The organism is Streptomyces sp. NPDC017993, from assembly GCF_044328065.1.
GTDB lineage: Bacteria > Actinomycetota > Actinomycetes > Streptomycetales > Streptomycetaceae > Streptomyces.
The window spans coordinates 99,548-125,785 of sequence record NZ_JBIRGO010000019.1; the positions used below are offsets into that span (position 1 = coordinate 99,548).

A 26,238-nucleotide genomic window follows, 5' to 3' on the forward strand; every position below is an offset into this window, starting at 1 on the left:
GCCGGCGGAACAGGGGTGGTCACGACGCCCGGCGGCGCGCGGGCAGTTCGATGAGGGAGGCCCGCATCCGTTCCTGGGAGCCGGCCAGGTGTGCGTCGAGCGTCGCGAGGGCGGGCTCTGCCGCGCCGGTACGGATGAGCTCCGCGAGGTCGGCGTGGTCCTGCGCGGTGGGGTGAAGGTCACGGTCGCGGGTGTTCGTCACGTCGAGCATGGCCGCGAACAGTGGGCGGTGGGTGGCCCACGCGGCCGCGAGCCTGCGGTTCCCGCACAGCTCGTAGAAGGCGCTGTGGAAGTCCATGTCGGCGGCGGCGAACCGGGCCGGATCGCGGGCGTCCGCCGCCTGCCACATGGTCCGCAGCGCCGCGTCGAGAGCCGACCACTCCGCGTCCGCGCGCCGCGCGATGGTCTCCCGGATGGCAAGGCCCTCCAGGGCGCCGCGCAGTGCGTACAGCTCGCGGAGATCGTCGTCGTCCAGGCCGCGTACGGACACTCCGCGGCTGCGGGGTTCCACCAGCCCCTCGATCTCCAGTTGGCGCAGCGCGTCGCGCACCGGCCCGCGGCTGACGCTGAACTCCTCGGCGACCTTGCCCTCGACGAGGTGCGTGCCCGGCGCCAGGTCGCCGCGTACCACGAGCGCGCGCAGCTGATCGAGGACCTGAGCGCCGAGGGACGGCCGGCTGATGGGGCTGACGCGCATGGGCCTCCTTTTTCGTGGCTTCGCCTTGCACGATGGCGGGGCCCTGGGTGCCGTGTATGGGGCCCTGTTCGCCGGTGAACGGCACGCTACTTCGGCAAACGGTTAACCGTCAACGAAAACCGTTGACGGTTAACCAACTGCCATGCATAGTCATGGCCGGGCACGACGGCGTGCCTCCCCGGCCACGGCAGGGGGTGCAACGACATGAGAGGGACGTGCATGGCCGCGACCACTCCGCAGACAGACCGGCGCTACGCCTGGAAGGTCGCGGCATCCAGCTTTCTGGGCAACACGCTTGAGTACTACGACTTCCTGGTCTACGGCACCGCAGCGGCCGTGATCTTCCCGAAGGTCTTCTTCCCCGGCCAGGAAGGCTTCCTCGGCACCCTCGCCGCTTTTGGCACCTTCGCGGTCGGCTTCCTGGCCAGACCGCTCGGCGGCCTGTTCTTCGGGCGCCGCGGTGACGTCCGCGGCCGCAAGTCCACGCTCCTGTTCACCCTGTCCCTGATGGGCCTGTCCACCATCGCGATCGGACTGCTCCCCGGGTACGGCACGCTCGGCATCCTCGCGCCCGCACTGCTCGTCCTCCTGCGTCTCCTGCAGGGCTTCGCCGTCGGCGGCGAATGGGGCGGCTCGATGATCATCGTTCTTGAGTCGGCCCCGGCACACCGGCGCGGCTTCTTCACCGCCTGGCCCAATGTCGGCGGCTTCTCCGCCCAGATCCTCATCACCGCGCTCTTCGCCTGGGTGTACACCCTGCCGGACGCGGCGCTCTACGCCTGGGGCTGGCGGGTCCCGTTCCTGCTGTCCGCCGTCATCCTCGTCGTGACCTTCTGGCTGCGCCGCTCGCTGCACGAAAGCCCGGTCTTCACCGAGGCCGTTGACCAGCCAAAGACCTCGAAGCGCGAAAGCAGCCCCATCCGCGCCATCTTCGTCAAGGACTGGCGCAATCTGCTGCTGATCGTCGGCCTGCGCTTCGCCGAAGCCCTCCCGTACTTCCTGCTGACCGTGTTCGCCCTGTCATACGGCAGCGGTTCCCTCGGCCTCGACAAGTCCACCCTGAACACCGCGATCCTCGTCGTCTCGGTTCTCGCCTTCCCCGCGCACGGGCTGTACGCGGCGCTCTCGGACCGCAAGGGGCGGCGGCCGGTCTACATGTTCGGCGCCGTCGTCGTGGCCGCCGCCGCGTTCCCCTTCTTCTGGCTCCTGCAGTCCGGGAACTTCCTGCTGATCCTGCTCGGCTACGTCCTCGTCCTCAACCTCGGCCACAACGCCATCAACGCGGTCCAGCCGGCATTCTTCGCGGAGCTCTTCCCCGCCGACCGCCGCTACACGGGCGCCGCTGCGGGCCGCGAAATCGCCTCCATCCTGACCGGCGGCCTCACCCCGTTCATCGCCACCGCCCTGGCCGGCCCGGACGGAACCCGCTGGCCGCTGGTCGCCGGATACGTCGTACTGGGCGCCGTGATCACCATGGTCGCGGTGTGGAAGTCCCCCGAAACCTTCCGCCGCGACCTGCGCGACACGGGCGCGAGCGCGTCCACAGCTCCCGGCGACGCGGGTACGCCCCATACGAAGGTGACCACGGCAAGGTGACGAGCCACCGGCCTCCGCGCCAGGCAACGCCCGGTCCCGGCAACCCACGTGGTTGCCGGGGCCGCGCCGCGCGCCGGCCCCGGCAGACAACTACGCACGCCCCAGGCCGTGCAGGCGAGGCGAGCGCCGGCCTCGACGACGGCGCTTGACGGGAACGCCCGGTACCCGCAGCAGGCCGAGGTTGCTGTCCACGACGACGGTGCTTGATATGACTTGAACAACTTCCCGCTGGACAGAGGCACTTGCCAGGGCGGGGGCGACGAAGGGCGGGCACGGCGATGACGACGCAGGCGAGTACCACGAGGGTGAGCTTGGAGAAAGTACAGGCGACCGCGCCGGGACTGGTCGACCTCTACAAGAGCCGGCATCAGCCTCAAAAAGCATGGGCTGGCGGGGGAACGGGCTGCTGTCCACCTCGTCCTCGACCGTTCCGGTTCCATGCGCCCGTACTACAAGGACGGCACCGTCCAGCATCTGGCCGAGCAGGTCCTCGGGCTGTGCGCACACCTCGACGACGACGGCACCGTGCCGGTCGTCTTCTTCTCCACCGACGTCGACGGCACCGCGGACTTCGGGCTGGACAACTATGAGGGACGGATCGCCAAACTGCACCAGGGCCTCGGGCACATGGGACGCACCAACTACCACTGGGCCATGGACGCCGTCATCGACCATTACCTGGCCGCCGGGAGCACCGCTCCGGCGCTTGTCATCTTCCAGACGGACGGCGGCCCCACCAGCAAGGCCGCCGCTGAACGCTACCTGTGCAAGGCCGCGAAATTACCTCTGTTCTGGCAGTTCGTCGGTTTCGGCGACCCGGACGACAACGAGTTCCGGTTTCTGCACAGGCTCGATGACCTCGCCGTACCGGGCAAGCGCATCGTCGACAACGCCGGTTTCATCCACGCCGGCCAGAACCCACGCGCGCACACCGACGCCGCCCTGTACGACCACTTGCTGAGCGAGTTCCCCCAGTGGCTGGCCGCCGCCCAGACAGCGGGGGTCGTGGAGAAGCCGGTGCGGTGATCCGCCCGGCGTCCGCCCAGCGGCGCGCGGTGGACAGCGAGAAGTCGTTGCTCCGGATCGGACGGCGGCCGGAGTTGCCTCCGGCCGTTCTCAGGCGTCCCCGCGCGTGTCGGCGAGTTCGTCGGACAGGTGGCAGGCGCCGATCCAGATGCTGGTGACGGCGCTGATGTAGCGCGCGCCGCAGCGGTCGGAGGGTACGACCAGCTGGGTGCCCGCCGCGTCGAGGTCCTGGCCGTCCAGGCGGGTCGCCAGCAGCATGGGTGCGTTGCCGAAGTCGGCGTCGATCTCTGCCCACGACAGGACGGTGTGGTGGCCATCCCCGCTGCTGACGGCCAGCAGGAAGCGGGAGCGGTCCTTGCGTCGGCGGGGATCGAAGCCGGGGCGGGCGTCACCGACCACCTCTCGGAGCAGGGGCCCGTGGAAGGTGTGGTGCTGCGGGCCGTTGGTGGCGCAGTCGAAAACCACCTCGGCCCGATGCTGCTCCCAGCCCTGACGCAGGTCCGCGACGCTCAGTGTGGCCGGCTCCGCCACATCGCCGCACACGACGAAGGCCCCGGTCTGTGCGGCGCTTGTGCGCGGCGGAGCGCTGAGTCGACTCATCAGGTTCCCCTTTGAACGGTCGGTGCGGCGACTGCGCCCAGTGATACCCGACGACCGTCCAGAAGAATCGTGTTTGCGAGCCTGTTCCGCGAGTTTCCCTCGCGTTTGTGAGGTTGCTACGAATATCGGGGCAGCATCCTCCAGGTTCATGCACCAAGGGACGGGCTCCCGGCGGCGGACGTGGCGTGCCGGTGGAGAGCGAGCCAGACCCGGTCCCGGGTGGCAGGCAGTTCGGTGAACCGGATTCCGGTGGCATCACGCAGCGCGTTGGCGAACGCCGGAGCCACCGGGTTGAACGGGCTCTCGCTCATCGACTTGGCGCCCAGCGGGCCGATCGCGTCCGCCGTCTCCATGAAGTGGACCTCGGTGCGCGGGATGTCGGCGTACTGAGGGAGGCGGTAGCGGCGGAAAGCCGCCGTCGTGACCTCACCGCGCTCGTCCACCCGCACGGTCTCGAAGAGAGTCGCGCCCAGCGCCTGGGCGACACCGCCTTCGACCTGGCCGCGGCACTGCATCGGGTTCATCACCTTGCCCGCGTCGGCCGCGTGCACGCTGCGCAGGATGCGGATCTCCCCGGTGCCGGGGTCGACGGCGATCCGGAACCACTGGGCGTTGAAGGCCACCGAGCGCGGGGATCCGCCCCAGTGTCCGTCCGCGGCCAGTTCCTCCGCCGCCCCAGCCGCGTGGGCCGCCTCGAACAGCTCCTTCAGGGTTACCGTCCGGCCCGCGCAGTCGAAGGCTTCGGCGCCGAGCTTGCACAGATGCCGCGCCGCGCCCGTGTGCCGGGCCGCGAAGGTCTGCAGACGCTCGGCCAGTGCGGCCGCGGCCAGCAGGACGGCCTTGCCCGCGACGACGGTGCCGGCCGAGCCGAAGGCTCCCGTGTCGTGGCGCACGACGTCCGTGTCGGACTGCCGGATCGCGATGCGATCCTCGGTGGTGTTGAGGGCGCCGGCGGTGATCTGCTTGTGGACGGTGGTGGTGCCGTTTCCGAACTCGGCCGTGCCGACGGCGATGTCGTACGTGCCGTCCCGGAGGAGGGAGACACGCGCGTCCGCGTAGTGGCCGCCCGGCGGGCCGGTTGCGATCATCGCCATGCCCGTGCCCTGGCCGACCAGCCAGCCTTCCGGGGCCTGTTCGGTGCTGGTGTCCTCCGCGATCGCGGTGCGGACCACCGACAGGCACTGGTCGAGGCCGTAGGAGGCGATGTGGAGGTCCTCCTCCTCGCCGATCGGGCTGAGCATGTGCTCGCCGGGGCCGATGATGTTCTTCTCGCGGAAGACGAGGGGATCCAGGCCCAGGCGGCGGGCCAGTTCGTCCATCACCGACTCGACGGCGAACGTGACCTGGCCCAGGCCGTACCCGCGGAAGGCGCCCGCCGGCACGCAGTTGGTGTAGACGGAGTAGGCGTCGACCTTCTTGTGCGGGGCCCGGTAGACGGCCATCGACTCACCCACACTGTGGAACATCACGGCCGGGCCGTGGTTGCCGTAGGCGCCGGTGTTGGACACCACCCGGAAGTGAAAGGCGGTCAGGGTGCCGTCGTGGCGGGCGCCCATCTTGATGGCGACCTTGAACGGGTGGCGGGTGGTGGCCCCGTAGAACTGCTCGGCCCGGGTGTACTCCAGCTTCACCGGGCGGCGCAGCTTGAGTGCCGCAAGGGTGACGATGTCCTCGGTGAGCATCTCCTGCTTGCCGCCGAAGCCGCCGCCGACCCGGCCGGCGACGACCCGGACCTCGTCCTCGGGCAGGTCGTACAGCGCGCACAACGCGCGCCGGGTCAGGAACGGTGTCTGGGTGGAGGAGCGCACTGTCAGGCGCTCGCCCGTGCCGTCCTCCTTCGGCTCGAAGTACGCGACACAGCCGTGGGTTTCGAGGCTGGCGTGCTGGACCCGCTGGGTCCAAAAGGTCTCCTCGTGGACGATGTCCGCCTCGGCGAAACCTTCCTCGACGTCGCCGATCTCCCCGTGTACCTCGCCGGCGACGTTGTTCTCGGCGCGGGCGATGCGCGCGTCGGGGCCCTTGTCGCCGTGCAGTGCGGGTGCGCCCGGGAGCATCGCTGCTTCGGGGTCGGTGACGTGGGGGAGTTCCTCGTACGTGACCTCGATGCGCCGGCAGCCTTCCTCGGCGGCCTGCTCGCTGTCGGCGACGACGGCGGCGACGCGCTGGCCGACGTAGCGGACGGTGCTGTCGAGGACACGCGTGTCGTCGGGGTCCTCGGTGGGGTGCTCGTGGCGGGCGGAGGAGTACAGGCGCTCGGGGGCGTCCTCGTGCGTGAGGACGGCGTGCACGCCCGGGACCCGGAGGGCGGGGGAGGTGTCGATGCCGAGGATCCGGGCGTGCGGGTGCGGGGAGCGCAGGAGCTTCATGTGCAGCAGCCCCGGGACCTCGATGTCGAAGGTGTAGCGGGCGGTGCCGGTGACGACCTGCGGGCCGGCTGGTGCGCCGAGGCTCTTGCCGACCGCTTTGCCGGCGCACGGCCGCTCGGTGTGCTTGACGCCGCACACCGCGTCCTCGATGGCGCGGTAGCCCGTGCAGCGGCAGATGTTGCCCTTGAAGGCGCGGGGCAGGTCGGCGAGTTTGCCGTCGTCGTGTGCGGTCCCCTTCTCGGCTTCGAGGGCTGCCGTGGTCATCAGGAATCCGGCGGTGCAGAAGCCGCACTGGAAGCCCTGGGCGTCGAGGAACTTCTGCTGGACCGGGTGGAGTTCACCCTCAGGGGAGGCGAGGCCCTCCACGGTCGTGACACTGCGGCCCTCCGCACGTACCGCCGGATAAAGGCAACTGTGCACGGGCTCGCCGTCCACATGGACGGTGCAGGCACCGCAGTCCCCGGCGTCGCAGCCCTTCTTCACACCGAACCAGCCGCGCTCGCGCAAATAGGTGCGCAGGCACTGCCCGGCGCGGGGTTCGGTGTCGAAGGGCTGGTCGTTGACCTGGATGTGGAAGCTCATCGCGCACCGTCCGGGGGAAGCTGGGTGAGTTCGCGGCGGATCTCCTCGGCGAAGCGGATCGCCATGTGGTGCCGCCATTCGGGCAGGCCGTGGATGTCGTCGAACCACTCGTCGTCGGCGACGGCCGCCTCGATCGCGCGGCGCAGACCGCCCGCGTCGGGAGGCAGCGGGAACCAGAGCCGGAAGGGCCGTACGGTGGCAGCGGTGAGGGTCACCGCCAGCGAGCCGTCCAAGGGGTCGAGGGTGCCGATGACCAGCGCACCTGAACGGCCGAGACCGTACAACGACGCCTGGCGGAAGGCCGTCCGGCTTCCCATGCCCCGTGCGGGCAGAGCGACCGAGCGCAGCAGTTCCCCCTCCCCGAGGTCCTTGCGGCCCGCGCCGGTGATGAAGTCGGCGACCTTGACGCGACGCAGCGTGCCGCCTTGTGACTGGAGCAGGCACTCCCCGTCGAGCGCCGCCGTCAGCGAGATCATCGGCCCGGCCGGCAGCCCGTTGCAGAGATTGCCGCCGACGGTCGCCATGTTCCAGATCTTGAACGAGGCCAGAAAGGCCCGGCAGCACTGCTCGAACAGCGGCGAAGCCACCGCACGGCACGCTCGACCGAAGCGGGAGAGCTGGGCGATGGTGCAGGTCGCAGCGATCTCAAGCGCCCCGTCGGCCCCGTGCCTGATCGGGTCCCAGCCCATCCGGCTCAGGTCCACCAGGCGCCGCAGATGCGGCTGCGGCTCGGAGAAGAGGTACGTGCCCCCGCCGAGCCAGGCGTCCCCTGGCTGCCAGGGCTCACGACGACGCGCGTCGCGAACGTCCAGCACCGTGTTCAGATCCATGGTCCCCCACCCCTTTCGGCCATTGCTTCCCCGTCAGTGAAGCCCCTGACCGGGACCTGAAACGACTGGTTCAGAGCACGGAAAACCACCCTCCCGACCACCCGTGGACTGGATGATCAACCAAGAGGGTTTCTGCGCAAAGACTTGGGCATTTACGATGTGCTCACTCGCACTCGCCTGGTGAATGTGAGATGTGGGGTCGTCCCGCAGCCGCGCAAGGAGCCACCCGCATGCACGTCGAAAATCTCCTCCAGCTCGACAGCCTCGACATCGCTCTCGTCTGGGGCGACGCGTCCCTTCTCGGCCAGGAGATCAGCGGAGTCACCGCCACGGATCTGGAAGACCCGACCAGATTCCTTCAGCCGGGCGAGATCGTGCTCAGCGGGCTCGTGTGGTGGAACCCGGGCGACAGTCGGGCCAAGATCGATCGCTTTGTCTCCGCCTTGCGCACCGTTGGCGCGGCCGCGCTCCTCGCCGGCGAGGAGACGCACGGCACGGTCCCCGAGGATCTCGTCGACTCCTGTCGCCAACACCGGATCCCGTTGCTCGCCGTATCCGCGCAGACCAACTTCCGGGCCATCACCGAAGCCGTCTATCTACGGCAATGGGGAGATCTCAGCCGCCGCCCCGCACCCCACTACGCGCTCGCGGAGAACGTACGCAACGAACTCGGCCGGCTGCTCGAACTGGGCGCGGCCCCGGCCGAGCTGCTGGACCGCGCCTTCGCTCACCTCGGCACCCCGCCGTGCTACCTCTTGACCAGCAGCGGACGCACGGTCGCCCGCACCGCCTCCGCTTCGGTGCTCCCCGCCCAACAGGCCGCGAAGAGCCTGCGCGGTACGTCCGGGACCACGCTGCGCATCCAGGCCGATGGCACTGCCTACGACGCCTGGCACCTCCATCTGCCGGGAGTGGACGAGGCCCCACCGCGCGTCCTGCATGAGATCGCCGAGGTCTTTGCCCAACACCGTCACCATCACGACCGACGGCAGGCGGCCGGACGGCAAGCACAAGAAGATCTCATTGCACTGACCGGCACCGCGGCATCCGACACGACCGCCATCGAGAACGCGCTGCGCTCATGCGGTCTCGCCGGCCAAGGGCCCTACCGCGTGGTCATCGCAACCATGAGGGCGGCCGATGGGCGCCTCGGGGGCGGCGAGGCCCTCGCTGAGGCACTGAGCCATTTCCCCTCCGTATCCACCGCTATGGGGCAAGGCCCTGACGGCGAGGCCATCGCCATCGTCCACACCGAGTCCGACGACGACATCGCGACCCGACTGGGGGAGGTGTGGACCCTGCTCCATGACTGCCGGCCGGACACCGCACTGCATGCAGGCGTCAGTGCCCTCATGCCGACCCCGGCAGGTCTGGGAGCGGCTCTCGCCCAGGCGCGCTACGCCCTGGCCGCCGCCCGGTCCGCAGCTCCGCGGGGCGCCCATGTGACGGCTGTCGAGGACCTCTCCAACCTGGAGTCCCTCCTCGCGGGTGTCCCGGACGACGTGCGAGCGGCGTACCGCAGCAAAACGCTGGGACAGCTGCTCGGCGGACCGGCGTCGCACAACACGCTGTTGGAGACCCTCGAAGTCTTCCTCGCGCACAACTGCTCCTGGGCCCGGACCGCCGAGGCCCTGCATCTGCACGTGAACTCCGTCCACTACCGCATCCAGCGCGTGGAGTCCCTCACCGGACGGGACCTGTCCCGCCTCGACCACAAGCTCGACCTGCGCGCCGCGCTGCTCTGCCGCTGACACGTCTCACCGGTCACGAGACATCGACGTGGACGTTCGTCGACTTAGCCCTCGCCGTGACGGTGACCCCGACGACGATGCCGAGTTCCTCCACGGACTCCCGGGTCACCAGCGAGACCAGCCGGTGCGGACCGGACTGGATCTCCACCTGCGCGGCCACATCGTCGACGCGTACGGCGGTCACGATCCCGATGAACGAGTTGCGCACGGAGGTGGATACGGACTCCGGTACGGGATGCAGGCCCGCGGCCCGCTCCTTCGCGAACGCCGCCAGGCCCACCCCGTCGATCACCCGGTTGCCCGAGCCGTCCCGGTCCATGCGCAATCGACCGCCGTCCGCCCACCGGCGAACGGTCTCCGAACTCACACCCAGCAGCCCTGCTGCCTGCCCAATGCTGTACGACGGCACACGCGCACTCTAGGCCAGAGCCCGGTGCCGGCCTGACGGGACCCGCGGCCCGGCCGGCGGGTACGGGGGGCAGGACCTCGGCATGACCCGAGCCAAGGGCCGCACCGGCCGAATCACGGAAAGACCATTGCCGCTCCGGTGGTACGTTCCGAGCAGGGCCGAGCGAGGGCTGGACGGTAGCGCAGGAGACTTCGACCACGGCTCGGTGGGCGGAAGTTACAACGAATACCGCAGACCTGAACTCAGATGGTGAGCGAGAGTCCCCGGGTCACACGCTTCGCCGCAGGTATCAGCCGGTCGCGGACCTGGTTGATGTGCGAGAGCCGGTCCACCCGCAGGGACACTCCGAGCGAACCGGGCGTCTGCCCACGGAACACCGGTACCGCGACGCAGTACGTCCCGAGCGAGTACTCCTCCATGTCCGTGACGACCGGTGGACGAGGTGAGGTGTCGAGCCCCCGCATGAATTCGGAGCGAGCGGTGATGGTGCGCGGCGTGAGGTCGGCGAGCGGGTGCCGGGAGAGATAGTCGTTGCGCGCCTCGTCGCCGAGTTCGCGCAGGAGACACTTGCCCAGCGCCGTGGCGTGTCCCGCGTCCTCGAAGCCCACCCAAGTGTCGACCCGCGGTGCCAGGGGACTGTCGACGATCTCGGCCACCTGGATCTCGCCGTCCTCGTAGAAGGTCAGGTAGGCGGCGGCCGAGAGATCGTCCCGCAGCGATGTCAGAGCCGGGCGGACGTAGCTCAGCTGTTCCTGTTCACGGCCGCCGGAATGCAGGGTGTCCAGGCGGTCCCCGAGGACATAGCCATCGTCCTCCAGCCGGCGGAGGTACCCATCGTGAGTGAGCGTACGCAAAAGGTGATACGTGGTGGTCAGCGGCAGTCCCGCCTCCTGTGCCAGCTGCTGTGCCGGCGCGCCGCCCTCGTGCGCGCCCACGGCCTCCATCAGTCGGAAAGCCCGCTGAACGGAAGCGACCAGGTTGGGCCCGTCTGCCGCCATACCCCCAGCCTGCGCCCGCTGCTCGGCGTAGGCAAGGCGGTACTTCGCGAGGCTCACGCATCCGCACCGCGCCCTTACGGACCGCGTCCGCGGTCGGTACGCGATCTGGCTCCGCCGATGCCGTAGGCGTTGTGCGTCAAGAAGGCCGTCCGCATGGAGGGGGGCTCAGTGGGGAGTGCTCGGAGGCACGGTTCCGGATCGTGGGCGTGGCCGATTGGTTCCTTGATGACGACGAGGTCGACGCCCCGCTCCAGGAGCGGGGCGTGGCGCGACGCCTCTGCTGAAGTGAAGAGCCGGAGTTCAGCCCTATGCGGCCGCAACGAGGCTCGTAGCGGTGTCCCACCTGAGTTCGTATTTCTGTGAATCGTCCGATTCGTTGCCCCTCTCCCGCTTTCCGGTGGCTCACGCAGCGCCCGTTCTGTAGCGGCGCAGACGGAAATTGAGTCCCCGCGGCGCCGTGCCGGTAGCGTTTCCCCTTTGCGGCCGAGCGTCTTCCGGGTTCCGGCCCGCAACACCCTGATTGTTCAATCTGGGCGCTTTCCGGCGCCCTGACCGCTACCAACTGCCCACCCCCTCCGAAGGAAGCAGGCCGACGATGACGAACGACGCAGACATGCGGGCTTCCCGGAGAAGAGAACTGAAGCCGATCGGCGCTGTTGTGACGGCGGCGATTGCGTTGTCATTGCTTGCCGGCTGTTCGTCCGGGGCCGAGGAGGAGCAGCCGGACCCGACACCGTCGGCGCCCTCCCGTAGCGAGAGCCGGCCCCCCTCCAGCGCACCCCCCACCGAGGCGACCGAACCCCCGGCTCCGGAGCCCAACGCCTTCGCGCCGTACGTGGACACCTCGCTCAAGCCCTCTTACGACCTTCTCCGGAGCGCGCGGGAGACCGGCGTAAAGGAGTACAACCTGGCGTTCGTCTCCCCAGGAGGCGGTTGCACGCCCAAGTGGGGCGGCAGGCAGGAGCTGGGCGACAACCCGGTGGCGCGTCAGGCGGATGCGCTGCGCGCCAACGGTGGCGATGTGCGGATCTCCTTCGGCGGACAGAGTGGTCACGAACTGGCGCGGGTCTGCGGCTCGGTGGACCAGTTGGTGCGTGCGTACAACCAGGTCATCGACGCCTACGACCTGACGAAGGTCGACTTCGACATCGAGGGCCCCGCCCTGACGGACAAGAAAGCCAACACCCTCCGCGCCCAGGCGATCGGCCGGCTACAGAAGCAGCATCCGGACCTGGACGTGTCCTTCACTCTCCCGGTGCTCCCCTCGGGCCTGAACAAGCATGCCGTCGCGGTCCTGGAGAACGCGAAGAAGAGCGGCGCCCGGGTCTCCGCCGTGAACATCATGGCCATGGACTACGGCAGTTACTACGACGGCGACATGGGCGAATACGCCATCGCGGCCGCCACCGCCACCCAGAAGCAGATCAAGAAGACGCTCGGCATCCGGCGCGACGTCGCAGCCTGGAATGCCGTCGCCGTCACACCGATGATCGGCGTGAACGACGTCGAGGTCGAGGTCTTCACCCCCGCCGACGCGGTCGAGCTCAAGAGGTTCGCCGCCAGGAAGGGACTCGGTCGGCTGTCCATGTGGTCGGCCACCCGGGACAAGCCGTGCCCGGGAGGTGCCAACTCCAAGGCGATGGCGACCTGTTCAAGCACCGAAAGGAAGACGAGCGAGTTCATGCGGGCATTCACCGGCTGAGGGACGTCTCTGTGTCGGTGGCTACGGGTGGCAGGGTGCCCTGGTGGCCGCGGTGATTGGGTACGGGTTGCCTCAGCTCTCGGGGGCTGGTTCCTCTCTCCGCCGCCGAGTCGGTCGGTGAGCGGGGGAGGGGCTGGCCTCTTCGATGGTCTTGCCTGTCTTGCCTGCCTTGCTTCGGGCGAGGAGGTCATGGTCGTTCGAGCCGCTCTTCCGTGACGACATCGCCTCGATGGGGAGCCCGTCCAGGCACCTCGGAAACGGCTCGCGGTCCGCGGCGCGTCGCCGACGCAGGCGGTGCGATCAGCACCACAGCGCCGGGTCGAACTGTCACTTTGTGTTAGCCTCAAATGTTTGGCGGCCATGGCGGCCGGCGATTCGGCCCGTCCGGCTCGCATGATTCGTCGGCTGCTCGTTCCTGCCGGGCCTTCCTCGGTACGTTCCCCATGCGGAAGGCTCTTCATGAACCACTCAGACCGCCTCGGCACCTCGCACGGCGACCTCGCCCGGCCAGTGGCCCCCGCTCCGACGGTGCCCCCGGTCGCCTCCTTCGCCGACCTGGAACTGCCGGCCGAGGTGCTGCGAACGCTCACGGAGCTCGGCGTGCGAGAGCCCTTCCCGATCCAGGCAGCCACGCTGCCCAACGCCCTCGCTGGACGCGACGTCCTGGGGCGCGGGCGCACGGGATCGGGTAAGACGCTCGCCTTCGGTCTGCCGCTGCTCGCACGGACGGCCGGGCGGCGCGCGGAGCCGAAGCAGCCCCTCGCCCTGATCCTGACGCCTACCCGGGAGCTGGCCCAACAGGTGACCGAGGCGCTCGCGCCGTACGCCGACGCGCTCCGGCTGCGGATAGCCACGATCGTCGGCGGCATGTCCATCGGCCGACAGGCCGCTGCGCTGCGCGACGGGGCCGAGGTCGTCGTCGCCACCCCGGGCCGCCTGCATGACCTCATCGAGCGCGGGGCCTGCCGCCTGGGACGGGTACGGATCACCGTCCTCGACGAGGCCGACCAGATGTGCGACATGGGCTTCTTGCCGCAGGTCACCGAGGTACTCGACCAGGTGCACGCCGCCGGTCAGCGGATGCTGTTCTCTGCCACCTTGGACCACGACGTCGACCAGCTGATCCGCCGCTACCTCAACGACCCCGTCGTCCACTCGGTCGATCCGTCCGCGGGCGCGGTCACGACGATGGACCACCATGTGCTGGTCGTCCACGGCCCCGACCGGTACGCCGTCACCACGGAGATCGCCGCCCGCGACGGCCGCGTACTGCTGTTCCTGGACACCAAGCACGCCGTCGACCAGCTCACCCGGCACCTGCGGGCCAGTGGAGTGCGCGCCGAGGCCCTGCACAGTGGCAAGTCCCAACCACAGCGCACACGGACCCTTGCACAGTTCAAGAACGGCCAGGTCACCGTCCTGGTGGCGACCAATGTCGCGGCCCGTGGCCTGCACATCGACGACCTCGATCTCGTGGTGAACGTCGACCCGCCCACCGAACCCAAGGACTACTTGCACCGCGCGGGCCGCACTGCCCGGGCCGGTGAGTCCGGCAGCGTCGTCACGCTGGTGCTGTCGAGCCAGCGCCGCGAGATGACCCGACTGATGGCCGGAGCCGGCATCGAGCCGACGATCACCAAGGTGCGCTCGGGGGAGGCGGAGCTGAGCCGGATCACCGGGGCCAAGGCCCCCTCCGGCCCCCCGCTCGACGGTGGGCCCGCCGGGGCCCGGCCCAAGAACACCAACGCCCCTTTCCGCGGCCTGGGCACCAGCAAGGACGCCTCCCGCGGCACCGGCGGCAAGTCCCGCAAGGCCACCGAGGCCCGCAAGCTCGCCGAGGCCCGCAAGGCGGCCCGGGTCCGCCGCGGCGGCTGAGAGCCCGCTGCCCTGACCGCCGGACCCTTACAGGCTGCGGGCGGTGGCGTCGCCGTGGGCGGCAGCGTCCTCGACTCCGCGGAGCCGGGCGCCCGCCGAGTTTCGTCCGCCGCGTAGCGCGCCCCGAGCCCCGCGGCGTCCGTGTGGTGCCGCGTATCCTCACACCGGGCACGCTGAGCGAAGGACGGTGCACGTGGCGGGCAGCAGCAAGCAGCATGGCGGTGCGCCCGACAGCGGGAGCACCACCACCGGGGCCGCCGGGCGCACCTCGCTCAGCGCCTGCGCGCGCGACGCCGTACGGCAGCGGATCGTCGACCGGCGCTACCCCCAGGGCGCCCGCCTGGTGGAGCGGGAGGTCGCGGAGGAGCTGCGGATGTCTCGCGTACCGGTACGCGAGGCGCTGCGCGCGCTCGTGGCGGAGGGCCTGCTGGAACTGCTGCCGCACAGCGGCGTGCGCGTGCGCCGGCTTGAGCGCATCGATGTGCAGCACCTGTACGAGGTGTGGGAGCCCCTGGCCATACAGGCCTCGCGACTCGCTGCCCGCCGTGTGGCAGGGGCGGGAGCGGACGAGCCGTCGTTGCTCTCCGCTCTGCGGGCCTCCCTCGACAGGGCGGAGCAGGCGGCCGCCGACGGCGAGGGGGCGAGCGAGGTGGCGGCCCATACCGCGTTCCACGAGGACATCGTGACACTGAGCGACAATCCCCTGCTCGCCCGCATGATGGAGCAACTGGGCTGGCAGCTCCAGCTGTTGTTCGGTCTGCGCGAGGAGCCGGAGCACATGCGGGCCCAGCACGCGTTGATGTTTCGGCACATCGCCGCGGGCGACGAGGAGTCGGCGGCCGCGAGCACGCTGCTGCACGTACGCGACAGCCGTGCGGTGGCCCTGCGCTCCCTCTTCGGAGCCGGTTGAGCCGGTTGAGTCGGTCCGCTCACCGGTCCCAATCTTTGTATACCAAGAGGAATCATTCCGTGCTCTCCGCTGCCTGCCGGGCGCAACATCCCTCCGGTGAATGCCGCCCATTCCTGCTCTGATCAGGGCAATTGGCGCGTAGGCCGCGGGGTGGAATCGCATCTTCCCAGCCACCCTTCCCCGCTGGTATACAAAGTGCTCCCCGCATTCGCCGACCGCGATCAAGGAGCCCATCGATGTGCGTAGAGCCCGCCCCGCCACCCCCGAGCCGCCTGACCCGGCGCGGCGTTCTCGCGGGCGCCGCCGCCCTGGCCGGCACGTCGACGCTGCTGACCGCGGCCGCTCCCGGAGCCGCGGCCACCGGGCGCCGCCTCGCGAGCGGCCGCGGCGGTGACCTGGTCATCGAGGGCGGCACGCTGCTCGACCCGGCCACCGGCGAGGTCACCGAGAACGCACTCGTCATCATCACCGGCGGCCGCGTCCACGCCGCCGGCTCCAGGGCACGTACCGCCGCACACGTCCCCGACGGCGCACCGGTGCTGCGGGCCGACGGCAAGTGGATTCTGCCGGGACTCGTCGACGCACACATTCACCTCAACACGGCGGCCGAGGCGCGCGACGCGGTCCGCAAGGGCGCGACCAGCGCCCGCAGCGGATCGACCAACTTCTACCAGGACATCGCCGTACGGGAGTTGGCCCACCAGGCGCCGCAGCAGGCGCCGCGGCTCCGGGCCGCGGGCATCTTCGTCACGCCGGACCTGGGGGACACGATCCTCGCCGACCCGGATCTGGCCCCGCTCGCCCGGCTGCGGAACGGTGTCCGCTCGAAGGAGGCCCTGCGCCGCGTGGTCGACGTGAACCTCGCGCGCGGCGCCGACGTCATCAAGACGCGGGTGAACGAGCGCGCCGGGCTGCCGGAGCAGGATCCGCTCACCCAGGTGTACGACCACGACCAGCTGTCCGCGGTCGTCGCGGCCGCGCGGCGCGGCGGCAAGGGCGTGCTCTGTCACAGCTACAGCGAGAAGGGCTGCCACGACGCGGTCACGGCGGGTATCCGCTCCCTGGAACACGGGGTGTTCGTCGCCGAGCGCACCCTGCACCAAATGCGGCGCAGGGGAACGTACTTCACCCCCACACTCACCGCGATCGCCGGACTCATCGATTCCTCGGATCCGATTCTGGCGGAACGCGGGCGCAGCTACCTGCCGGTCCTCAAGCGCGCGGTGCTCGCCGCGCACGAGCTGGGCGTTCCGCTCGCCGCGGGCACCGACTCCTCCGGCGGAACGGTCCAACCCATCGGCGGCGAGGTGGAGTTGATGCATGCCGCCGGGCTCTCCGCCCTGGACGCGATCCGCACCGCGACGACCGAAGCGGCGAAACTGCTGGGGCTGGAAGGGACGGTGGGCCGTCTGGAGCGGGGCTGCACAGGCGACGTACTCATCGTGGACCGCGATCCGCTCGCCGACCTCGGCGTCCTCAAGAAGCCCTCGCACGTGGTCCGTTCCGGCCTCATCGTGTAGCGCCCGCCAACCATCGCCTCCTCATCGCCTCCCCATCCCCTCCCTCCTCCCCCCCGCCACACCGAAGGAGCCAACCGATGCGTGCCGAGTCGCCTCATTCCTCCACCGGCAGCCTCTCCCGTCGGGGCGTACTGGCCGGAGCCGCCGCCCTCGCGGGAACCGTGGCCGCGGACGAGACCGCTGCGGCCCAGAGCTCCGGATCGACGCCGTACGCCGCCGCGAGGATCACCGAGCACGCGGGCCACCACCCGAACGCCACGGTCTTCAGGAACGTCCGCCCTTACGGCGCCGGCGCCCCGGTCGATCTCACCGTCGTCGACGGCCTCGTCACGAACGGCCCGGCGCCCAAGGGCGCGGGGGTCATCGACTGCAAGGGCCGGATCGCCCTGCCCACGCTGGTGAACGCACACGTCCACCCTGACAAGACGGCATGGGGCGAGCCGTGGGTGACGCGCAACCCCGCGCACTCCATCGCCGAGTACGCGGCCGAGGACGTGAAGCTGTACCACGCATTGCGCACACCGCTGAAGGACCGCGCCCAACGCCTCATGGCGCACGCCGTCACCCAGGGCACGCGGGCCATGCGCGCACATGCCGATGTGGCGCCCGCCTTCGACCTGGAGGGCGTCGAAGGGATCGCTGCCGCCGGTAAGGAGCTGCGGCACGCCCTGGACGTGCAGATCGTGGCGTTTCCCCAGCACGGCGTCATCCGCACACCCGGCACCAAGGAACTCCTGGAGGAGGCGGCACGCACGGGGATCATCGACCAGGTCGGCGGTATCGACCCGATCGAATTCGATGAGGCGCTCGACGAACAGCTCGACGTGGTCTTCGGCATCGCCGACCGGCACGGCGTGGGCGTCGACATCCACCTCCACGAGCGAGCCAGCACCGGTGTGAAGTCGCTCCGCGCGATCATTGACCGCACCCGCGCGCTGTCGCTCCAGGGCAAGGTCACCGTCAGTCACGTCTTCTGCCTTCCGGGGCTGAACGGCCGTGAACTCGACGACATGGCGGTGAAGTTGGCGGACGCGGAAATCTCCCTCACGACGGTGGCGCCCTCCTCCGACCTGGTCCTGCCCATCGACCGACTGCGCGAGCACGGGGTCCATGTCAGCCTCGGCACCGACGGCGTACGCGACGCTTGGAGCCCCTTCGGCAACGCCGACATGCTGCATCGCTCCCACCTGCTGGCCTGGGTCCAGGACGTCCGCCTGGACGAGGACCTGGAGGCCGCCTTCCGCGCGGGCGCCGACGGCGGTGCTCAGCTCCTCGGCCTGCCCCGCGCCGATCTGAAGCCCGGCTCGCCTGCCGACTTCCTTCTCGTGCGCGGCGAGTGCCTGCCCCAGATCGTGGTGGATCTCCCCAGGCGGGAGATGGTGGTGCGCGGTGGACGCGTAGTCGCCAGGGACGGCGAACTCACCTGAAACAGAAGCTCGACAGTGAGGGCGACACCCTCACCCTGATCGATGATCCCTCGGTGAACCCTTGCGCCCAGGGCTGTGGACGGCCGTCCACAGCCCTGGGGGCGCCCTACGGCTGACCACATCGATGGCGCTTTCGCCGGACCGGCCGGTCCGGCTCTACCGGGGGCCACGAGCCAAGCCGAATGCCTCCTCGCAAGCTCCTCGCAAGGACAGAGCTTCGCCCCACGACTGCTGTGCCGCACCCCCCACGAGTAACCGCTGCCTGCCCTTCCGAGACGCCCGATTGATCGACTGGTGAGGGCCGGCACGCAGGCATAACGTGGGTGAAATGACCGGTCCGGTTCCCCGGAGCGGAAAGGCAACTCCTATGACGAGTCGCACGCCGACCCCCGAACCGACAGCCGGCTCCGGGCAGCGGCGGGGTGGAAGCAGCCGGATTGCTCTCCTCGTCATTTGCTCGTGCCAGCTGATGGTGGTCCTCGACATCACCATCGTGAATATCGCGCTTCCGCACATCCAAGAGGCGCTCGGCTTCTCGACCGAGAGCCTCTCCTGGGTGATCAATGCGTACACCCTCACCTTCGGCGGGCTGCTGTTGCTCGGCGGCAGGCTGGGTGACATCCTCGGCCGCCGCAGGGTATTCATCGCGGGAATCCTGCTGTTCGTTGTCGCCTCGCTGCTCGGCGGCTTGGCGCAGGAATCCTGGCAGTTGCTGGCCGCACGTTCACTGCAAGGCATCGGCGGTGCCGTCGCCTCGCCGACCGCACTCGCCCTCATCACCACCACTTTCCGCGAAGGCCCGGAACGCAACCGGGCCTTCGGGGTTTTCGCCGCCGTCTCGGCCGGCGGTGGCGCGATCGGTCTGCTCGTCGGCGGCATGCTCGTCGAGTGGCTGGACTGGCGGTGGGTGCTGTTCGTCAATGTGCCGATCGGCCTGGTCATCGCCGTCGCCGCGCCGCGCTTCATCCGTGAGTCCGAGCGCCACCCCGGTCATTTCGACGTCCTCGGCGCACTCACCTCCACGGCAGGCATGGTCGCGCTCGTCTACGGCTTCATCCGTGCCTCGGAGGACGGCTGGAGCGATCCGCTGACCGTCGGAGCCTTCGGCGCGGCGGTCGTGCTGCTCGCTGTGTTCCTCACCATCGAGCGCCGTTCGCGGCAGCCCATCACACCACTGCCGATGTTCCGTGACCGCAACCGCGCGGGTGCCTTCGGGATGATGCTCAGCCTGGCCGCGGCACTCTTCGGCATGTTCTTCTTCCTGACCCTGTTCGTCCAGAACGTGCTCCGCTTCAGCCCCCTGCAGGCAGGTCTGGCCTTCATTCCGGTCAGCGCCGTCATCGCGGTGGGGGCGGGCATCGCCTCCCAGCTGCTGCCCAAGTACGGTCCCAAGCCGTTCATGGTGGCCGGCGCACTGCTCGCGGCGGGTGGGCTGTCCTGGCTGACCCAGACGGATGTGCACAGTACGTATCTCGGCAGCCTGATCGGGCCGATGCTGGTGTTCGGCTTCGGTATGGGCTTCCAGTTCGTGTCCCTGACGCTGATGGCCGTCTCGGGAGTGGCGGCGCACGAGTCGGGGGCGGCTTCCGGGATTCTGAACGCCACCCAACAGGTGGGCGGCTCGCTGGGGTTGTCCATCCTGGTCACGACCTTCGGCACGGCGAGCCGCAACGAGGCCACCGACCAGATCCCGGCATTCTTGGCGCAGGCGTCGCCCGCCGAACAACTACAGTTCCAGCGGACCGGCCAACTGCCACCCCCCTGGGGCGACGAGGTCCTGTCAGCCGGGGTCTCCAGCGCCTTCCTCGTCGCGGCAGCCTTCGCGGTCGTCGCGGCGCTGATCGCCCTGCTGGTCATCCAGGTACGCGCGTCCGATCTGCAACGTCTCCAGGGCGGGACACCCGACCCTGCACCGTCGGCAGCCGCGTCGGACGACGACACGTCCTGACCTCGCGGGCACGGGGCCCGTCGCCCGTGCCGGTCTTGCCGCTGGCAGTCGTCCGCCCGCCGGTGTCAGGTCAGCGGCCGTACATCTGCCGGCGCAGGGCGAGCAGGTCCGGACGGACATGACCGGCGGTCATCCGGCACACCACCCTGGCGTAGGCCGTCATCCGTGTTCGTGGCCGCGGCGCGGCGGGCGCACGGTGTCTCGCCCGCTTCCCGGGCAGGGGCCTGCACCGGATCCAGCTGTCGCGACGGCTGGACCGGCGCCACTGCGCGCACCGGGGAAGGGGGGCGCGGACCCCGGAACGGGCCGGCGGAGGGCACGGAGACGCAGCCGGTGGTGAGCAGCAGCGTTGCCGTAGCGGCGGCGGTGGCGAGGAGGGGGACAGGAGGGCGCACGCTCTCACCGTGGCGAAGGGGTGGGGGCCGTCCAAGCGACGCGCCGGGCCACCACGCGGACGAACGACGGATATGGCCCGCTGTCCGACTCCCTGACACGGGGTCGGACAAATTGGCTGGGGTAGCGGTCGAAGCCGGCCACCAACCGCGGACAGCGTCGCTGATCCCGCAGCGGATGCGACCGGGGCACGGCTGCGGGGGCCGGCGGCATCTGGCGGCTGAGGACAAGGACCTCGGCGCTGACAGCCGAAGGTCCTGACGAATCGGGACACCACTGACCATGCGCGCTGCCTCCGCGTTCTCGATCGCCCGCGCGGCGGGCCGGCGGCGGCCGGGCATTCGGAAACAGCGGGTTCACCCGGGAAGTGTGCCGCGGTAACACGCGCTTCCTAACGTCCGGCCGTGAGCGACGCAGCACCGTCGCAGTTCCCACGGCACCCCAGGAGGCGCTGCATGACCCAGGCTGATGCGAAACCGGCTGTCGCGGCGGAGCCCGCCCGCGGACAGGCGGTATCGGAGACCCTGGAGGACTACACCCTCCGGTTCGCGCCGCGCAGTTACCGCCGTTGGACTCCGATGGTGGTGGCGACCACCGCGCTGGGTGGCATCGCCTACATGGCCGACTTCTCCATCGGCGCGGGCATCGGCCTCACGCACGGCACCGGGAACGCGCTGGCCGCGATCCTCGTCGCGGCCGTGGTCATCTTCGTCACCGGCTTCCCGCTCGCCTACTACGCGGCGCGGTACAACATCGACCTGGACCTGATCACTCGCGGCTCCGGCTTCGGGTACTACGGCTCGGTGCTCACCAGCGTCATCTTCGCCAGCTTCACCTTCATCTTCTTCGCGCTCGAAGGCTCGATCATGGCGCAGGGGCTGAAGCTGGGCCTCGGGCTGCCGCTGTGGCTGGGCTACCTGGTCTCCACCGTGATGGTGATCCCGCTGGTCATCTACGGGATGAAGGCGCTCAGCAAGCTCCAGGTCTGGACGACCCCGGTCTGGCTGCTGTTGATGGCGGGCCCGCTGCTCTATCTGGTCGCCACCGACCCGGGATCGGTGCACCGCTTCGTGTCGTACGCGGGTTCCGACGGCGGCGGTGGCGTCAACACCGCATCGGTGCTGCTGGGCGCGGGCGTCTGCCTGTCGCTGATCGCACAGATCGGTGAGCAGATCGACTATCTGCGCTTCATGCCGCCCAAGACCGAGGCGAACAAGCGCAGTTGGTGGACAGCCGTGGTGATGGCCGGCCCCGGGTGGGTGGTGCTGGGCGCGCTGAAGCAGGCCATCGGGCTCTTCCTGGCCGTCTATGTCCTCGCCGAGGTGGGCCCGGCCGCGGCCACCGAGCCGATCCAGCAGTTCACGGGCGCCTTCGCCGCGATGCTGCCCTCGTGGCTGGTGGTGCCGCTGGCCGTGATCCTCGTCGTGATCAGCCAGATCAAGATCAACGTGACGAACGCCTACTCCGGTTCGCTGGCATGGACCAACTCCTTCACCCGCGTCACCAAGCGCTACCCCGGCCGGATGGTCTTCGTCCTGGCCAACCTGGCGTTACCCCTGATCCTGATGGAGGCGGACATGTTCAGCTTCCTCAACGCCATCCTGGGCTTCTACTCCAACTGCGCCATCTCCTGGGTCGTCACCGTCGCCACCGACATCATCGTCAACAAGTACCTGCTGAAGCTGTCCCCGCACGCTCCCGAGTTCCGCCGGGGCATGCTCTATCCGGTCAACCCCGTGGGCGTGGTGGCCTTCGTCGCCGCCTCCGGGCTGTCGATCGCGATGTACTTCCATGTGCTGGGCGACGTCCTCCAGCCGTACTCACCGGTCGCGGCGGCCCTGATCGCGTTCGTCCTCACGCCGCTGATGGCGCTGGCCACCAAGGGCCGTTACTACCTGCGGCGCACCGATGACGGAATCGACGAACCGCTGCTGGACGCGGACGGCAACCCCAGCGCGACCACCTCCACCTGCCATGTCTGCCGACAGGACTTCGAACGCCCGGACCTGGCCGCCTGCCACACCCACGACGCGGTGGTCTGCTCACTGTGCCTGAGCACCGACCGGGCCGGCGACCATGTGCTGCCCGCCGCTTACTAGGCCGTGTTCGAGATGTGCGCACCGCGTCAGCGCACGCTTCACTGCCAGGTGAGCGCGCCGCGTACGGCGTTGTATACCGACCGGGCAAGGCGGGCACCCCACAGCGAGCGTGGACCCGCGAAGGCGTGGACGTCGTCTCCCGGTCGTGCAGTGCGAGCGGCGATGCACACAGCATCGGTCGGCGTGCCCGAGCAGTCGTACCCCACGTCGAGCAGCGCTTGGACCTTGGCCTCGGTGGCGGTGGCGACCGCGTTGACCAGCGCCGAGTCGGAAAGCGGCACGGGCAAGGCGGCGATGATGTTGATCGTGCCCGGCTCCACGGGCACGGGCTTCTCCTCAGCCGGCGAGGCAGCCCAGCCGCGGATCCTGACTCCTGCGGTCACAACGGCCTCGGTACCGCCGTCTTCCGCGTGGACGTACGCCCGGACGTCCGCAGCAGTCATCAGCCCGACACCGATGCCGTGCGCTCCTGCCTCGTCCGCCAACTGCTTCAGGTGCCGGCCGGGGTCGGTACGCCGGTAGCCGTGAGCGACTTGGGCGTTGAGGACCCAGGCCCGTTCCCCGATGCCACCGCCGAGCACCGCGCTGCTGATCATCCGCCAGCCGGGCCCGGCGTACCACATCAGTGCCGGTAGCTGCTCGCCGTCCTCGGTCCGACTCAGCTGCCGCACAGGCAGGAGATTGGCAGTACGAGGCGGCGGGATGGTGGCGGTCACCGGGCTGAACTCCTCGGGTGCGAAGACTGCCTGATCGTACTTGGCGGACTCCACGGCACCCGCCGCCGTCACCGCTCGGGAAGTCCCGTCCAGTTGCCTTGTCACGGGCCTCGTCGTCCGGCACCGCACCCGCCTGGCCGGTCAGCCCCTGGCCACCATGGGCCAGGCGGCCGGCGGTCCGGTCATCGAAGGAGGCGTCTTTGCAGGGGCGGATTCGTCGCTTCCTGCCCATCACCGGCAGCTCCGGCAACACCGCCGGCAGACAAGCCAACTGCCGGCAGGGGATAGACGCGCAGGCCGCTGTGCCGGGGGTCGGCGGACCCGGATTCAGCGGCAGGAAGTCTCGGCATCGAGCCGTGCCCGCTCCTCCGCGTCCGCGTCGAAGCCGACGGGTTCCCAGCGCTTCACGAGCAGCGCGATCAGGCCGAGGACGGGCGCGATGAGGATGACCCAGTACAGATCCGTGCCGAGGCCGCTGCTGAGGACGGGGAAGAAGAAGAGGGTCAGCGTCGAGCCGAGTCGCAGCACGGCCTGGTTGAAGCCGATGCTGACGCCGCGCATCGACGTCGGGAAGCCCAGTGAGGCGTAGCTCATGATGTGCGCGCCGGGGCCGAAGCCCTGGGCGAACATGAAGGTGCCGAGCATCAGGATCCCCGCCGTCACGACGGCCGTCCCCGAAGGCTCGCCGATGAGGCCGAGCACCGCGATGGCGACGAGCTGGATCGCGAATCCCAGCGTCATCATCGGCCAGGCGCCCCGGGTCGCCGCCCAGCGGATGCCGAGCAGCCCGCCGGTCAGGGCGAAGACGAGGTTCAGGATGAAGGAGGAGGCGATCGTGGTCAGCGGGCCCTGGGTCATCAGCGTGGCGATGATGATCGGCAGCCCGAATGCGACCGCGTTGTAGCCGAAGGTCTCGGCCACGCCGACCGTCACCGACTGGATGGTGCGCGCACGGTACGGCGGGCTGAAGAGCCGCGCGTACGAGGCCAGGCCGGGCCGGGGCGGGCGGGGCGCCTTCGGGGGCACATCGTCGGCGACGCGTGCGTCCACGCCGTACGACTCCCGCAGGATCCGCGCCGCGCTCTCCAGGTCACCCTGGTCGGCGGCCCAGGTCGGGGACTCGTTCATGTAGCGCCGGCGCAGCAGCAGCACGACCAGTGCGGGCACCGCGCCGAAGCCGACGGTGAACCGCCACAGCCAGCCCAACTGGGCTTCCGGCAGGAAGAAGTACAACAGCATGATCACGAGGTAGCAGCCGCTGGTCGCGGCGTACCAGGCGGGCGACCAAGCGGCCGTCCGCGAGCCCTTGCTTCCCTTGCCCCGCAGCCGGGAGAACTCGGCGAGGAACGCGATGGCGACCGGAATGTCCATGCCGACGCCGATGCCCATCACGAAGCGGGCAAGGGTCAGCGTCCAAAAATCTTGCGCCACCGCGCACACCAGCGCGGTGACGACGAAGAACAGCATGTTGGCCATGAAGACCCGGTAACGGCCGATGCGGTCCACCAGCCAGCCGCCGAGGAGGGCACCCACCAGCGAACCGACGCTGATCGAGGCGGTGAGCAGCCCGGCCGCGGTAGAGCTGAGGCCGAACTGTCTCGTGATGTCGGGCAGTCCGTACGCGAGGGAGCTCAGGTCGTACGCGTCGAGGAAGATGCCGCCGAGCGCGATGATCACGATCATCTTTGCGTGACGGCCGCGTGCCGTGCCCGAGTTGACCAGATCGGAGACGTCGGCCGCCGTACGGATCAGCACCGTGCCGGACGCCGTCTCCTGCGGCGAGCTGACTGGCAGGGGAGAGGTGGAGCTCACAGGGGCCTTCCGGTGTGGTGCAGGGACGTACCGCGGAATCGTATGCACCGTCCGGGTCCCGCCTGCGCGGGTGTCCGCATTACGGTCACCTGTGCGGAGGCTGCGCTCGGCGGTCCTTCTGCTGCGGCGGGACTTCCTGCGCCGGCCCGCCGCAGCCGACGGCGCGGATCTGATGGAGGCTCGGGCGGGGACGGCCGGTTCGCCGGTCCGGCGGTGGCGGCGAGCGCACCGCGGATCATTCTGCGTCTGGACCCTGTGCTCGCTCTCACCTCGTGGTAACTTCCGTATACAAGGTGTATACGATGGGGGTAATGGTGGCGTCCGGTCGGGAGAAGGCGTACGCGTACCTCAAAGAGACGGTACTGACGGATCCGGCGATGCAGGGAGAGTTCCTCTCCGAGCAGGACATCGCCGACCGGATCGGGGTCTCGCGCACCCCGATCCGGGAGGCACTGCTGCTGCTCGCCGCGGAGGACCTGGTGGAGCTGGTGCCCAAGCGCGGTGCGCGGGTGGCGCCGCTGTCGGGCCGGGAGATCTCGGAGCTGATGGAGCTGCGCGGGATCGTCGAGCGGTACGCGGCGGAGCAGGTCCTGACCTCGGGGCGGACCCCGGTACGTGAGCTCACCGAGCTGCTGGACCGGCAGGTCGGACTGAGCGGTCCCGAACAGGCCAAAGAGTTCATCGAGGTGGACCACCTCTTTCACTCGACGCTGGTGTCGGCCGTGGGCAACGCGCTGCTCGACCGGCACTACGACGGCCTGCGCAGTCGGCAGGTCCGAGCCGGTGTGGTCGCGCTGTACAACCAGCAGGGCCGCCAGGAAGCCGTGCTTCACGAACATCAGGCGATTGTGGACGCGCTCGCAGCCGGTGACGCGGCAGCCGCGTGTCGGGCGATCGACGACCACCTGGGGTCCACGCTCAAGGTGCTGCTCACCGGTTAGCGGTTCACCGGGTGAACGAAGGTCGCAGCAAAAGGGGCGG

Annotated in this window: 18 protein-coding genes and 1 pseudogene; 11 read left to right on the forward strand and 8 right to left on the reverse strand. The window is 69.6% G+C overall.

What is annotated here, in order from left to right; all coding sequences use genetic code 11:
* Positions 1-19: 19 nt before the first annotated feature.
* Positions 20-697, reverse strand: a complete 678-nt coding sequence (locus ACH4FH_RS29850; protein ID WP_398559050.1) for a GntR family transcriptional regulator — start codon at positions 695-697, stop codon at positions 20-22.
* A gap of 219 nt (positions 698-916) precedes the next feature.
* Here ACH4FH_RS29850 and ACH4FH_RS29855 point away from each other — a divergent pair, with 219 nt between their 5' ends.
* Together ACH4FH_RS29855 and ACH4FH_RS29860 are read left to right on the forward strand one after the other, a co-directional pair.
* Complete coding sequence (locus tag ACH4FH_RS29855; protein ID WP_398559051.1) at positions 917-2,293, forward strand: MFS transporter; 1,377 nt, start codon at positions 917-919, stop codon at positions 2,291-2,293.
* 278 nt (positions 2,294-2,571) lie between these two features.
* A pseudogene (locus ACH4FH_RS29860) lies at positions 2,572-3,319 on the forward strand (vWA domain-containing protein).
* A gap of 90 nt (positions 3,320-3,409) precedes the next feature.
* Here ACH4FH_RS29860 and ACH4FH_RS29865 read toward each other — a convergent pair.
* The 3 genes from ACH4FH_RS29865 to ACH4FH_RS29875 all read right to left on the reverse strand — a co-directional run bounded on the left by ACH4FH_RS29865 (position 3,410) and on the right by ACH4FH_RS29875 (position 7,697).
* Positions 3,410-3,919, reverse strand: a complete 510-nt coding sequence (locus ACH4FH_RS29865) for a molybdopterin-dependent oxidoreductase (RefSeq protein ID WP_398559052.1) — start codon at positions 3,917-3,919, stop codon at positions 3,410-3,412.
* Positions 3,920-4,065: 146 nt separating this feature from the next.
* Positions 4,066-6,867 (reverse strand): molybdopterin-dependent oxidoreductase, encoded by a 2,802-nt coding sequence (locus tag ACH4FH_RS29870; protein WP_398559053.1) that lies wholly within the window; start codon positions 6,865-6,867, stop codon positions 4,066-4,068.
* A complete protein-coding gene (locus ACH4FH_RS29875) occupies positions 6,864-7,697 on the reverse strand; it encodes an FAD binding domain-containing protein (protein WP_398559054.1) in 834 nt (277 codons plus the stop codon). Before ACH4FH_RS29875 ends, ACH4FH_RS29870 begins: the two co-directional genes overlap by 4 nt.
* 230 nt (positions 7,698-7,927) lie before the next feature.
* Here ACH4FH_RS29875 and ACH4FH_RS29880 point away from each other — a divergent pair, with 230 nt between their 5' ends.
* Positions 7,928-9,448 (forward strand): PucR family transcriptional regulator, encoded by a 1,521-nt coding sequence (locus ACH4FH_RS29880; protein WP_398559055.1) that lies wholly within the window; start codon positions 7,928-7,930, stop codon positions 9,446-9,448.
* Positions 9,449-9,461: 13 nt separating this feature from the next.
* On the opposite strand, the gene ACH4FH_RS29885 is transcribed toward ACH4FH_RS29880, so the two are convergent.
* Complete coding sequence (locus tag ACH4FH_RS29885; protein ID WP_398559056.1) at positions 9,462-9,857, reverse strand: molybdopterin-binding protein; 396 nt, start codon at positions 9,855-9,857, stop codon at positions 9,462-9,464.
* A 242-nt stretch (positions 9,858-10,099) separates the two neighbouring features.
* Entirely contained in the window at positions 10,100-10,855 is a 756-nt protein-coding gene (locus tag ACH4FH_RS29890) for an IclR family transcriptional regulator (protein WP_398559098.1), read from the reverse strand.
* Positions 10,856-11,450: 595 nt separating this feature from the next.
* Here ACH4FH_RS29890 and ACH4FH_RS29895 point away from each other — a divergent pair.
* The 7 genes from ACH4FH_RS29895 to ACH4FH_RS29925 all read left to right on the forward strand — a co-directional run bounded on the left by ACH4FH_RS29895 (position 11,451) and on the right by ACH4FH_RS29925 (position 22,729).
* Positions 11,451-12,557: a chitinase gene (locus ACH4FH_RS29895; RefSeq protein WP_398559057.1), complete on the forward strand. Its 1,107-nt coding sequence runs from the start codon at positions 11,451-11,453 to the stop codon at positions 12,555-12,557.
* Between the two features lie 459 nt (positions 12,558-13,016).
* The gene (locus ACH4FH_RS29900) at positions 13,017-14,432 is read left to right on the forward strand and encodes a DEAD/DEAH box helicase (RefSeq protein WP_398559058.1); all 1,416 of its coding nucleotides are present in this window, start codon (positions 13,017-13,019) and stop codon (positions 14,430-14,432) included.
* Positions 14,433-14,625: 193 nt separating this feature from the next.
* On the forward strand, positions 14,626-15,342 hold the full coding sequence (locus tag ACH4FH_RS29905; RefSeq protein ID WP_398559059.1) for a GntR family transcriptional regulator: 717 nt from the start codon (positions 14,626-14,628) through the stop codon (positions 15,340-15,342).
* A 236-nt stretch (positions 15,343-15,578) separates the two neighbouring features.
* A complete protein-coding gene (locus tag ACH4FH_RS29910) occupies positions 15,579-16,862 on the forward strand; it encodes an amidohydrolase family protein (RefSeq protein WP_398559060.1) in 1,284 nt (427 codons plus the stop codon).
* 77 nt (positions 16,863-16,939) lie between these two features.
* A complete protein-coding gene (locus ACH4FH_RS29915; RefSeq protein ID WP_398559061.1) occupies positions 16,940-18,289 on the forward strand; it encodes an amidohydrolase family protein in 1,350 nt (449 codons plus the stop codon).
* A 367-nt stretch (positions 18,290-18,656) separates the two neighbouring features.
* Positions 18,657-20,237: an MFS transporter gene (locus ACH4FH_RS29920; RefSeq protein WP_398559062.1), complete on the forward strand. Its 1,581-nt coding sequence runs from the start codon at positions 18,657-18,659 to the stop codon at positions 20,235-20,237.
* 848 nt (positions 20,238-21,085) lie between these two features.
* Positions 21,086-22,729 carry a purine-cytosine permease family protein gene (locus ACH4FH_RS29925; protein WP_398559063.1) on the forward strand — a complete coding sequence of 548 codons (1,644 nt, stop codon included), beginning with the start codon at positions 21,086-21,088 and terminating at the stop codon, positions 22,727-22,729.
* A gap of 38 nt (positions 22,730-22,767) precedes the next feature.
* Here the strand turns inward: ACH4FH_RS29925 and ACH4FH_RS29930 are convergent, their stop codons facing one another.
* Together ACH4FH_RS29930 and ACH4FH_RS29935 are read right to left on the reverse strand one after the other, a co-directional pair.
* Positions 22,768-23,445 (reverse strand): adenosylcobinamide amidohydrolase, encoded by a 678-nt coding sequence (locus ACH4FH_RS29930; protein WP_398559064.1) that lies wholly within the window; start codon positions 23,443-23,445, stop codon positions 22,768-22,770.
* A gap of 327 nt (positions 23,446-23,772) precedes the next feature.
* The gene (locus ACH4FH_RS29935) at positions 23,773-25,257 is read right to left on the reverse strand and encodes an MFS transporter (RefSeq protein WP_398559065.1); all 1,485 of its coding nucleotides are present in this window, start codon (positions 25,255-25,257) and stop codon (positions 23,773-23,775) included.
* A gap of 314 nt (positions 25,258-25,571) precedes the next feature.
* Here ACH4FH_RS29935 and ACH4FH_RS29940 point away from each other — a divergent pair, with 314 nt between their 5' ends.
* Entirely contained in the window at positions 25,572-26,198 is a 627-nt protein-coding gene (locus ACH4FH_RS29940) for a GntR family transcriptional regulator (protein ID WP_398559099.1), read from the forward strand.
* Positions 26,199-26,238 lie beyond the last annotated feature (40 nt).